This is a genomic window from Jatrophihabitans sp., assembly GCF_036389215.1.
Classification (GTDB): domain Bacteria; phylum Actinomycetota; class Actinomycetes; order Mycobacteriales; family Jatrophihabitantaceae; genus Jatrophihabitans_A.
Genome location: NZ_DASVQG010000045.1, coordinates 1 through 11,024, shown reverse-complemented (window position 1 = coordinate 11,024; position 11,024 = coordinate 1). Strand labels below are relative to the sequence as shown.

Sequence of the window (11,024 nt, the reverse complement as noted above, 5' to 3'; positions counted from 1 at the left end):
CAGTGGGGGCGCCGGCAGTGGGTGGCGCCAGCGTCGGCCGGGACCGGTCAGCGGCTGGCCTGCCGGGGCAGCACCACCTCGCGCATGATCAGGGTGATCACCGCCACCAGCGGGATCGAGATCAGGAAGCCCACCACGCCGAGCATCGTGTAGCCGGCCAGCGCTCCGACCAGGGCGGCCGCCGGGCTGATCCGGACCGAGGGGTCCAGCAACCGGGGAACGAACAGCATCCGGGCCACGGCCTCGTAGGCGACGAAGAATCCGATCACCCCGATCCCGGTGGGGACCGATTCGAGCAGAACGACCGTCGAGACCACGACCGCCGCCAGCACGGTCCCGACCACCGGCGCCAGGTCCAGCAGGGCCGCGATGAAGGCCAGCGCGAACGGGTAGGGAACCCCGACCGCCCACAGGAACACCAGGGTGACGGTGCCGCGCAGCAGCGCCAGGGCGACGGTGCCCACCACGTAGGCCCCGATCCGGGCCACGATCTTGTCACCGATGCGGCTGACCTGCGGCCGGCGCGAGGCCGGTGTCAAGCGGTAGGCGAAGGCGGTGATGTCGCGCAGGTAGGCCAGGAAGTACAGGGTCAGGATCGCCAGCGTGAACACTTCGAAGATCGTCGTGGCGACGGTGGTCCCGACGGTCAGCAGGTTGCCGGCCACCTGTTGGAGGAACGCCGAGCCTTCGATCCGGCTCTGGATCGAGTCGAGCACGCCGAAGCGCTGGTCCAACTCCGCGATCCGGCGGTTGCGCTGCAGGTCGTCGACGTAGGTCGGCAGGTTGTGCAGGAAGGTCGTGGTCTGGGTGACCAGCGGCGGGACGACGGCCAGGCACATCGCGGTCAGGAACGCCAGCACGCCGACGAACACGATCGCCACGGACGGCCCGCGCTTGAGACCGGCGCTCTCGATCCGGCGCACTGCCGGGTCGAGCCCCGCGGCCAGGAACAGTGATAGCGCCAGCAGCAGCAGGGTGTCCTTGCCGTGCTCCAGCGCCCGGAAGAGCAGGTAGGCCAGGCCGAACCCGATCGTCGCGGTGAGCCCGAGCCGGAACGGGGAGTAGGTGGCGAAACTCCGCCGCGGCGGTGCCGTCAGCTCCTGGGCGGTCAGCGGGTGGGAGGTCAGCGCGTGGGTGGTCAGAGCGTGTGTGGCCAGCTCCTGGGCGGTGAGCTCGTGGGAGGTCAGCCCGTGTACCGGCTGCTCGTCGGCGGGCTGCTCGTGGGACGGCTGCTCGTGGGGCGGCTGCTTCTCAGACGGCCAAGCCGGTTCGGTCACGGGGAGGCGGCGTCGGAGATCACCGCACCGAGCTGCTCGTGCAGTTCGCGCAGCCGCTGGTGGGTGTGGTCGCGTTCGGCGTCCAGTGCCTCGGCCTGCTGGCGGGCTTCGGCGACCAGCTGCTGGGCTTGCTGGCGGGCTTCGGCGACCAGCTGCTCGGCGGCCTGGCGGGCTGCCTGGTGGTCGAGCTGGGCCTGCCGCTCGGCAGCGCTGCGCCGGCTGCGCAGGGTGATCTCGAAGTCCTGCTCGGCTGTCCTCAGCCGCTCGATGGAGGCCCGCTCGGCTGCCGTCCTGGCCGCGGCTGCCTCGTTGTCGAGCCGGTCCCGCTCGGCGGTGGCGGCCTCGGTGATGGCGGCGGCCGCGGCGACGGCCTTGTCCAGCTCGGCGGTGGCGGTGTCGAGGATCTGGGTAGCCTCGGCCCGGGCCTTGTCCAGCTCCGCGGCACTCTGCACCCGCGCCTGGGCGAGCTTCTGGTCGGCCTCTGCCGAGCGCTGGGCCGCCCCGGCCGTCAGCCGCTGCTGGGCGGCGGCGGCCTCGCCCCGGACCCGCTCGGCATCGGCCCGGGCGGCCGAGAGCACCCGCTCGGCTTCCTGCTCCGCCGACCGCCGGATCGCCGCGGCCTCCTCGTCGGCATTGCGCCGGGTCTGGGCCGCCTCGTCGGTGGCCAGCTGGAGCATGTCGCGGATCCGGTCCGAGACGTGCACCACCGGGCTGGTCACCTCGGCGGCCTTGGTCGCGGCCTGCTGCCTCAGCGCCTCGATCTGAGCGTCGCGGCTGGCCAGCTGGGCCGCCCGGTCGGCGCTGGTCGCCAGGGCGGCATCGCGGGCCGCCTTCAAGTCGGCGAGCTCGGCCTCGGCCTGCGCGACGTAGCTGTCCACCTGGCGCTTGTCGTAGCCGCGGATGCCGACGTCGAAGATCGGATCGTTCTCGTCGAGCAGCGGCAGGAGTTCTGTGGTGTGGTCTTCTGCTGCCATGCCCTCATGGTCTCACGCCAGGCACCGGGCTGGCTGTCGGCGCAGCCGTGTCCCGGCCCGTCAGCGCCCCCGGTGCGGGCAGGGCGGCGCCGGGCCACCGCTCAGGCGTCGCGGAAGCGGTTGATCGCCGTCAGGTGCTCGGCCCGCAGCTGCGGCGCGGTCACGCCCTGGCCCTCGCCGTCGGCCAGGCACAGCACGCCGACCTTGCCCTGGTGGGCGTTGCGATGCACGTCGTAGGCCGCCTGCCCGGTCTCGGCCAGCGGATAGGCCCGCGACAGCGTCGGGTGGATCGCTGCGCGCGCGATCAGCCGGTTGGCCTCCCAGGACTCGCGGTAGTTGGCGAAGTGCGAGCCGATGATGCGCTTGAGGTTCATCCAGAGGTAGCGGTTGTCGAACTCGTGCAGGTAGCCCGACGTCGAGGCGCAGGTGACGATCGTGCCTCCTCGCCTGGCCACGTAGACCGAGGCGCCGAAGGTCTCCCGGCCGGGATGCTCGAAGACGATGTCGGGGTCATCGCCGCCGGTCAGCTCCCGGATCCTGGCGCCGAGCCGCTTCCATTCGGACTGGTCCTGGGTCTGGGGGTCCTTCCAGAACCGGTAGTCCTCGGCCGTCCGGTCGATGATCAGCTCGGCACCCATCCGGCGGCACAGCTCGGCCTTCTCGGGCGAGGAGACGACGCACACCGGGATCGCGCCGCCGTTGAGCGCGAACTGGGTGGCATAGCCGCCCAGGCCACCGGAGGCGCCCCAGATCAGCACCACGTCGCCCTGCTTCATGTTGGCGCCGTTGTGGCTGACCAGCTGGCGGTAGGCGGTGGAGTTGACCAGGCCGGGGGAGGCGGCCTCCTCCCAGGTCAGGTGCTCGGGCTTGGGCATCAGCTGGTTGGACTTGACCAGGGCAAGCTCGGCCAACCCGCCGAAGTTGGTCTCGAAGCCCCAGATCCGCTGCTGGGGATCCATCATGGTGTCGTCGTGGCCCTGCGGCTCCTCCAGCTCCACCGACAGGCAGTGCGCCACCACCCGGTCACCGATCTGCCACCGTGACACCCCGGGGCCGGTCCGCAACACCACGCCGGACAGGTCCGAGCCCACGACGTGATAGGGCTGGTCGTGCTTGCGGGCCAGTTCGGAGCTGCGGGCGTAGCGGCGCAGGAAGTCGAACGTCGACACCGGCTCGAAGATCGAGGTCCACACCGTGTTGTAGTTGATGGCGCTGGCCATCACCGCGATCAGCGCCTCGCCCGGGCCGACCTCCGGTGTGGGCACCTCCTGCAGGTGCAGGGACTTGCGCGGGTCCTTGTCGCGGGTGCTGAGCCCGTCGAACATCTCGACCTCGTCGGCACGCACCACGACGCCTGAGTAGCTCTCGGGAACCGGTAGCCCGGCCAGCGCCGCCAGCGACTCGGCGCCCGGTTGGTTGACGGCGGCACGTATCTGGTCCACGACGATCGGGTCCACGGCGAACCTTTCGGCAATGACGCGCGGGCGTGACGTTGCCGAGCAGGTTACTGACGGGTAGCGCTTTCGGGTCGGCTGTGGTGACCGGTCACACACCGGTGTCGGAAGCCGGTTCCACCAGTTCGATCAGCACGCCGCCGGCGTCCTTGGGGTGGACGAAGTTGATCCGGGAACCGGCGGTGCCCCGCCTGGGCTCGTCATAGAGCAGCCGCAGACCCTTGGCCCGCAGCTCGGCACTGACCGCCTCGACGTCGTCGACGGTGTAGGCCAGCTGCTGCAGGCCGGGGCCGTTGCGGTCCAGGAACTTGGCGATCGTCGAGGTCTCGGTCAGCGGTGCCAGCAGCTGGATCCGGCTGGTGCCGTCGCCGACCGTGAGCATCGCCTCCCGGACGCCCTGCTCGGCGTTCACCTCCTCGTGCACGCTCAGGATGGCGAAGGTGTCGCGGTAGAAGGCGATGGCCGCGTCCAGGTCCGCGACGGCAATCCCGACATGGTCGATCCGCAGGATGGTCATGGCTCATGGTGCGTGCTGGTGAGCGGCCGGAGAAGGGGCGGGTGGTGCGACTCATATCCGCCACCCGCTGGCCCAGCCCCCTCAGCTCGATATTGTGGAGGTACTGTGCCGCGGCCGCCCACTGTTCACCTCATGGGCGGGTCCGGGGCATGTCGGGCAGCAGGTCGGCTGCCCGTCCGCAGCCGTAGGAGGACCCAGATGTCAGCAACCACATCGGTGATCGTCGCAGGCGCCCGCACCCCGGTCGGCAAACTGCTCGGCGCCCTCAAGGACTTCTCGGCCACCGACCTCGGCGGCCTGGCGATCAAGGCCGCCCTGGACAGGGCCGGCGTCGCCCCCGACCAGGTGCAGTACGTGATCATGGGCCAGGTGCTCACCGCCGGCGCCGGCCAGATCCCGGCGCGGCAGGCCGCGTACAAGGCCGGCATCCCGCTGACGGTGCCCGCGCTGACCATCAACAAGGTCTGCCTGTCCGGCATCGACGCCATCGCGCTGGCCGACCAGCTGATCCGGGCCGGCGAGTTCGAGGTGGTGGTGGCCGGCGGCCAGGAGTCGATGACCCAGGCCCCGCACCTGCTGCCCAAGTCCCGCCAGGGATTCAAGTACGGCACCGTCGAGATGACCGACCACATGGCCTACGACGGCCTGTGGGACGCCTTCACCGACCAGGCGATGGGCGGCCTGACCGAGGCCGCGAACACCGGCGACCGGGAGTTCAGCCGGGCCGAGCAGGACGCCTACGCCGCCCGCAGCCACCAGCTGGCGGCCGAGGGCTGGAAGAACGGCATCTACGACGACGAGGTCGTGCCGGTGTCGATTCCGCAGCGCAAGGGCGAGCCGCTGGAGTTCCACTACGACGAGGGTGTGCGGGGCGACACCAGCGTCGAGACGCTGGCCCGGCTGCGCCCGGCGTTCGGCCCGGACGGGACCATCACCGCGGGCTCGGCCTCGCCGATCTCCGACGGTGCCGCCGCGGTCGTGGTGATGAGCAAGGCGAAGGCTGAGGAGCTGGGCCTGAGCTGGCTGGCCGAGATCGGTGCCCACGGCACGGTGGCCGGGCCGGACTCGACCCTGCAGCACCAGCCCGCCCAGGCGATCCGGGCGGCGGTGGCCAAGGAGGGCATCACGGTGGCCGACCTGGACCTGATCGAGATCAACGAGGCCTTCGCCGCCGTCGGGCTGGCCTCGGCCAAGGAGCTGGACGTGCCGGCCGACATCATCAACGTCAACGGCGGCGCGATCGCCATCGGCCACCCGATCGGCATGTCGGGCGCCCGGATCGCCCTGCACCTGGCGCTGGAACTGCAGCGCCGGGGCGGCGGGGTCGGGGCGGCGGCGCTGTGCGGCGGCGGTGGCCAGGGCGACGCGCTGATCCTGCGGGTTCCCCAGCGGCAAGCCGACCCGAGCCCGACCACCCAGAGCCCTGTGGCCTGATCGGTGGTCTCCCGGCGGCGGAACGTCGATATCGCCGAACTCGTGGAGCGGGCCAGGCAGGCCGATCCGCGTTCCGTCGCCAGGCTGATCTCACTCGTCGAGGACGGCTCGCCGGCCCTGCGCGAGGTGGCCGAACGGCTGATGCCCTTCACCGGGCATGCCCAGGTGGTGGGCATCACCGGCTCGCCCGGGGTGGGCAAGTCGACCTCCACGTCGGCTCTGGTCGGCTCGCTGCGCGCGGCCGGCAAGCGGGTCGCGATCCTGGCGGTCGACCCGTCCTCGCCGTTCTCCGGTGGCGCGCTGCTCGGTGACCGGGTGCGGATGCAGGATCACGCCACCGACCCGGGCGTCTTCATCCGGTCGATGGCCACCCGTGGCCATCTCGGGGGCCTGACCGCCGCGGCGCCCCAGGCACTGCGGGTGCTGGATGCGGTCGGCTGTGACGTGGTGCTCATCGAGACCGTCGGGGTCGGCCAGTCCGAGGTCGAGGTGGTGCAGCTGGCCGACACCACCGTCGTGCTGCTGGCCCCGGGAATGGGGGACGGGATCCAGGCCGCCAAGGCCGGGATCCTCGAGATCGCCGACGTCTTCGTGGTGAACAAGGCCGACCGCGACGGCGCCGACCAGGTCGCGCGGGACCTGCGATACATGCTGTCCCTGGGCGGCAAGCATTCCGAGGCCGGCGCCTGGCGGCCACCGATCGTCAAGACCGTGGCGGCCCGGGCCGAGGGCATCGAGGACCTGGTGGCCGCCATCGACAAGCACCGGGACTGGATGGCCGCTACCGGCGAGCTGCAACGCCGCAGGCAGGCCCGGGCCGGGTCGGAGGTCGAGGCGATCGCGGTGGAGACGGTGCGGCGCCGGTTCAGCGAGGTGCACGGTGCCGCGGCGCTGCAGGAGCTGGCCGCCCAGGTGGCGGCCGGCCGGCTGGACCCGTACGCCGCGGCCGACGAGCTGGTTGCCTCGCTGCCGGCCTGAGGATCGCCCGAGGCTCAGGCCGGCGCCCGCCGTTGACGCTCAGGCCGGCGCCCGCAGTCGCTCGATGCCCGGGCGGGTGCCCGCAGCTGAGGCTCAGGCCGGTGCCCGCAGTCGCTCGATGCCCGGGTGGCCGGCGAGCGCCCGCAGCTGCAGCACGCACCACGGCGACAGCCGCGGCGTCCGGCCAGAGATCACGTCGTCCCAGTCGAGCCAGCGGCTCTGCTCGACCTCCGAGGGCCGCAGCGTCGGCTCGCCGCTGACCCGGACGCCGAACACCGGGCAGATCTCGTTCTCGACCACGCCGTCGAGCTCGGCCCGGTACCGGAAGTCGGGCAGCAGCTCGATGACCTCGTCGGGGCTCAGGCCGAGTTCGAAGTCCAGCCGCCGGTGCAGGGCCTGCTCGTTGGACTCCCCGGGCATCGGATGACCGCAGCAGCTGTTGGTCCAGGCGCCGGGCCAGGTCTGCTTGGACAGCGCCCGCTGGGTCAGCAGGAACCGGCCCCGGGAATCGAAGACGTAAGCCGAGAACGCCAGGTGCAGCGGCGTGCGGGCGTGATGGCTGCTCGACTTCGGGGCCGTCCCGACGGCGGTGCCGTCCTCGTCGACCAGGACGATCAGCTCCGTCATGACCCACCCTTCACCGCGCCGGCGAGCTGTCGCGAGGCGGTACCGAATTTCCTCTTCCAACTCTAGACGGCGGCTCGGACGTCGGATATCGGCGAGTCGATGGGGAGTTCGACGATTATCGCCGTGAGCTGGCGGACTATTCGGACGTTGCTTAGTGTCTGCACTACCCCCGCACGATCAAGCACGATGCGCCGAACGAAAGCTGTCACGAGCGCGCCAGCCGCGTGAACGCCATCGTGTGCCGAACAGAAAGCTCGCCCGGTGCCCTCGTCTGACACAGCTTGCTCGCCCGACCCCGCCAGCCGGCTCGGCAGTCTCATCGATCTCGCTCCTCCGCTCGCCATCCGGGTCGCCGCGTCACTGGGAGTCGCTGACCAGATGGCTGCCGGCATGCACGATGCGGACGTGATCGCCGCCGCGGTGCAGGCGGATCCGGATGCCCTGGCGCGGCTGCTGCGCTACCTGGTGCACCAAGGCGTGTTCACCGAGGAACCCACGGGTTATTTCGATCTCACCGAGCTGAGCAGGCTGCTGCTGGACCGCAGCCCGGCCGGCCTGGGGCGCCGGCTGGACCTGGAGGGCATGGGCGGGCGGATGGACCTGTCCTACTTCGGACTGCTGCATTCGGTGCGCACCGGCCAGGCCGCCTATCCGGTCGTGCACGGCCGGACCCTCTGGGATGACCTGGACCTCGAGCGCCGGCGCTACCTCGACGAGTTGATGCTCGTCGAGGGCTCACGCACCTTGCCGCAGGTCGCCGAACTCTATGACTGGAGCGCAGTCAAGGACGTGGTCGACGTCGGCGGCGGCAGCGGCGGGTTGCTGACCCACCTGCTCACCCGGCACCCACACCTGCGCGGCGTCCTGCTGGACCTTCCGAACTCCTCGGCGGTGGCCGAGCAGCTGTTCGCCGAGCAGAACCTCACCGACCGGACCCAGATCCTCCTCGGGAACTTCTTCGAGCCGCTGCCGGCCGGCCATGACGTCTACGTCATCGCGCGCTCGGTCACCGGCTGGCCGGATGCCGAGGCCACCCAGATCCTGACCCGGATGGCCGAGGCGGCCGGCGAGGACGGTCGGGTGCTGATCATCGAAGTGCTGCCTCCCGATCCGCAGGTTCCCTACTCCACCTCCTTCGACCTGGACATGCTGGTCACCGTGGGAGGGCGGGAGCGCACGCTGGCAGACCTCAATGCCCTCGCGGCCGACGCCGGCCTGGTGTCGACGCGGGTCATTCGGGGGCAGCACGCCCTGCTGCTGATGGAGTACGTGTGCGCCTCCTGCTGACCAGCCGCCAGGCCATGTCGCAGACGCGGCGGCAGCGCGCACGCACGAGATGCTGGTGCGGCAACGGCTGATCCTGACGCGGGGCAGCCCTCTCGGTCTTGGACGTACGGGCCTGCATAGCATGCACGGATGCAGACAGTGGGAGGGTCCGCGCTGGTGATCGGAGCGGGCATCGCCGGGCTGTGCGCGGCCCGGACGCTGGCCGACCGGTTCGAGCGGGTGCTGGTGCTCGATCGCGACGAGTTGCCCGACGCCGCCGTTCCCCGGCGCGGCGTCACCCAGGGCGGCCACGGACACGTCCTGCTCGTCTCGGGCCAGCAAGCGCTGGGTGAGCTGTTCCCGGGCCTGATGGACGAGCTGGTCGAGGCCGGCGGGCTCCGCTTCGACCCCGGCACCGAGCTGTCGTTCTACCGGTTCGGCTCGATCTGGCCGCGGGAGGCCTCGGAGCTCCGGCTGGTCACGTTCAGCCGGCCGTTGCTGGAGCTGGCGATCCGGCGCCGGGTGGCGGCGCTGCCCGGGGTGAGCATTCGTGACGGGGTGTCGGTGGCGGCCCTGGTGGGTGGCGACGGCCGGGTTACCGGGGCCCGGCTGGACGATGACGAGCTGATCGAGACCGACCTGATCCTCGACTGCACCGGCCGGGGTGCCCGGTCCAACCACTGGCTGACCGCGCTGGGCCTCCCGGCACCGCGGGTCAGCGAGGTCAAGGTCGGGGTCGGGTACGCCACCCGGTTCTACCGCCGCTCACCCGGAGATCTGGTCGAGGGCTCCGCGGTGTTCTCGCTGCCGAGCCCGCCCACGGAGAAGCGCGCGGGCCTGGCCCTGCCGGTGGAGGGCGACCGGTGGCTGATCTCCCTCGGTGGCTGGCACGGCGACTTCCCGCGGGACCTGCCGGCTTACGAGCAGCACGCCAGGGAGCTGCCGCATCCGGCCATCGCGCGGCTGCTCGACCGGTGCGAACCGCTGACCGACCTGTCGGTGGTGCATTACCCGAGCAGCCGGCGCCGCCACTTCGAGGAGTTGTCCGAGCTGCCCGGCGGGTACCTGGCACTCGGCGACGCGATCTGCAGCTTCAACCCGATCTATGCCCAGGGCATGACCTGCGCGGCGCTGCAAGCCGTCGGACTCGGCAGGTTGCTCGACGACTCCGCGGGCACCGGCGCTGCGGGCAGAGCGGACCTCGGTCCGCGGCTGTCCGCCCGGTATTACCGGAAGGCAGCCGAGATCGTAGCGACGCCGTGGCAGTTCGCGGCCGGCGGTGACTTCAGCTACCCCGAGACCGGCGGGGACCGCCCGCGTGGCATCCGGCTGAGGAACGCCTACGCCAAGCGGGTCCAGCTGGCCTCGATGGTCGATCCCCAGGTGCGCCGGGTGTTCACCTCGGTGCAGCACCTGATGACCGACCCCGCCGAGTTGCTCACACCGGCGATGGTCGCCCGGGTGCTGCTCAGCGCCCGCAAGGTGCCGCACTGAGCGGTGGCGTCGTGGATCTGGCCATGGTCGCCGCTGATCGTTGGCCGTGCAGCTGATCTGCCCAATGGATCGTTGGACTCAGAGCAGTGCGACTCGCCGATGGACACCTTGCTATGCGGCCACGATCATCAGCCCCCTGCGGGCTGCGGCTCAGCGAGGGCGTGTGCTCAGGCGGCTGGCGACTTGTGCAGATTCTTCTCAACGTGTGCCGCGACGGCGAGCAACCAGGCCCGGTAACTGTCCCACCCGTCACCAAGCGGGTAGTAGACGATGCCCAGCTGGCGAAGACTCTGTTGTATTTCCTGCTCACTCTGGCCCTGGCCCAGGACTTGTTCCACATCGGCGCGAAAGTGCGGAGCCGATTGCGGTTCGCCATCGGTGAAGTCATCGACTGCGTGCCAGAGGTCTGGGTAGTCCTCAGCCCAATCTTCGTGGAGGTAAGCGCCGAGCAAGAGTTCCAACGCTGCCAATTGCTTCATAGCTCCACCATCGCCGTGTGTATCCGGTATCCCGTTGTCATGGTTGCGCTGCGCTTGAGCACCAACCTTATTCCCGCGGCCTCGACGGGACCAGCAGCGTCTCTCGTGATAGCAACGCCTACCGGATGTGACATCCGTCCGTCGATAACCAAGCTTCTTTGACCATCCACAAGCCAGCGCTCGATTCGGCGCGTGTTTACCTCGAGAAGCTGGGACAGGGCATCCTCAGCTATCTGACGATTGTGAAATGTCGACGCGACGTCGAGAGTGGATTCGGTTGCCAGCCGGTGGCGGAGGTAGTCCTCACTCTTGCCGACGTGTTTGGCAAGGGTGTGGCCGCCGTCAAGTCCTTCGTGGGCAAGCAGGCCGCCGCCGGGGACGAGGTGGGTCACCTTGTCGGCGGCGCGGAGCCCGCGCATGGCGCTGCCGCCGAGGGGGATCGCTGCCGCCATTTCCAAGCCCAGGCCGGCGGTGCTGACGTCTTCACCTCGGGCTCGCCGGGTCGTGTCCACTGCTACTTGTGC

11 protein-coding genes are annotated in these 11,024 nt (G+C 70.5%); 4 read left to right on the top strand and 7 right to left on the bottom strand.

Annotated features, from left to right (window positions below; translation table 11 throughout):
- Window positions 1-47: 47 nt before the first annotated feature.
- The 4 genes from VF542_RS02095 to mce all read right to left on the bottom strand — a co-directional run bounded on the left by VF542_RS02095 (window position 48) and on the right by mce (window position 4,222).
- Window positions 48-1,277 (bottom strand): AI-2E family transporter, encoded by a 1,230-nt coding sequence (locus VF542_RS02095; protein ID WP_408650049.1) that lies wholly within the window; start codon window positions 1,275-1,277, stop codon window positions 48-50.
- Entirely contained in the window at window positions 1,274-2,251 is a 978-nt protein-coding gene (locus tag VF542_RS02090; RefSeq protein ID WP_408650048.1) for a hypothetical protein, read from the bottom strand. The genes VF542_RS02095 and VF542_RS02090 overlap by 4 nt, the downstream gene beginning before the upstream one ends.
- A 101-nt stretch (window positions 2,252-2,352) precedes the next feature.
- Window positions 2,353-3,699 (bottom strand): crotonyl-CoA carboxylase/reductase, encoded by a 1,347-nt coding sequence (gene ccrA / locus VF542_RS02085; RefSeq protein WP_408650051.1) that lies wholly within the window; start codon window positions 3,697-3,699, stop codon window positions 2,353-2,355.
- A 97-nt stretch (window positions 3,700-3,796) separates the two neighbouring features.
- On the bottom strand, window positions 3,797-4,222 hold the full coding sequence (gene mce, locus VF542_RS02080; protein ID WP_408650047.1) for a methylmalonyl-CoA epimerase: 426 nt from the start codon (window positions 4,220-4,222) through the stop codon (window positions 3,797-3,799).
- 198 nt (window positions 4,223-4,420) lie between these two features.
- Here mce and VF542_RS02075 point away from each other — a divergent pair, with 198 nt between their 5' ends.
- Window positions 4,421-5,656: an acetyl-CoA C-acetyltransferase gene (locus VF542_RS02075; protein WP_408650046.1), complete on the top strand. Its 1,236-nt coding sequence runs from the start codon at window positions 4,421-4,423 to the stop codon at window positions 5,654-5,656.
- Window positions 5,657-5,659: 3 nt separating this feature from the next.
- Window positions 5,660-6,634: a methylmalonyl Co-A mutase-associated GTPase MeaB gene (gene meaB, locus VF542_RS02070; protein WP_408650045.1), complete on the top strand. Its 975-nt coding sequence runs from the start codon at window positions 5,660-5,662 to the stop codon at window positions 6,632-6,634.
- A gap of 93 nt (window positions 6,635-6,727) precedes the next feature.
- Here the strand turns inward: meaB and idi are convergent, their stop codons facing one another.
- A complete protein-coding gene (gene idi, locus VF542_RS02065; RefSeq protein WP_408650044.1) occupies window positions 6,728-7,261 on the bottom strand; it encodes an isopentenyl-diphosphate Delta-isomerase in 534 nt (177 codons plus the stop codon).
- A 261-nt stretch (window positions 7,262-7,522) separates the two neighbouring features.
- Here idi and VF542_RS02060 point away from each other — a divergent pair, with 261 nt between their 5' ends.
- Both VF542_RS02060 and VF542_RS02055 read left to right on the top strand, forming a co-directional pair.
- The gene (locus VF542_RS02060) at window positions 7,523-8,548 is read left to right on the top strand and encodes a methyltransferase (RefSeq protein WP_408650043.1); all 1,026 of its coding nucleotides are present in this window, start codon (window positions 7,523-7,525) and stop codon (window positions 8,546-8,548) included.
- A 129-nt stretch (window positions 8,549-8,677) separates the two neighbouring features.
- Window positions 8,678-10,021: an FAD-dependent oxidoreductase gene (locus VF542_RS02055; protein WP_408650042.1), complete on the top strand. Its 1,344-nt coding sequence runs from the start codon at window positions 8,678-8,680 to the stop codon at window positions 10,019-10,021.
- Between the two features lie 167 nt (window positions 10,022-10,188).
- On the opposite strand, the gene VF542_RS02050 is transcribed toward VF542_RS02055, so the two are convergent.
- Window positions 10,189-10,500 carry a contact-dependent growth inhibition system immunity protein gene (locus VF542_RS02050; RefSeq protein ID WP_408650041.1) on the bottom strand — a complete coding sequence of 104 codons (312 nt, stop codon included), beginning with the start codon at window positions 10,498-10,500 and terminating at the stop codon, window positions 10,189-10,191.
- Window positions 10,497-10,784, bottom strand: coding sequence for an RNase A-like domain-containing protein (locus VF542_RS02045; protein ID WP_408650050.1), 288 nt, complete (start codon window positions 10,782-10,784; stop codon window positions 10,497-10,499). Before VF542_RS02045 ends, VF542_RS02050 begins: the two co-directional genes overlap by 4 nt.
- Window positions 10,785-11,024 lie beyond the last annotated feature (240 nt).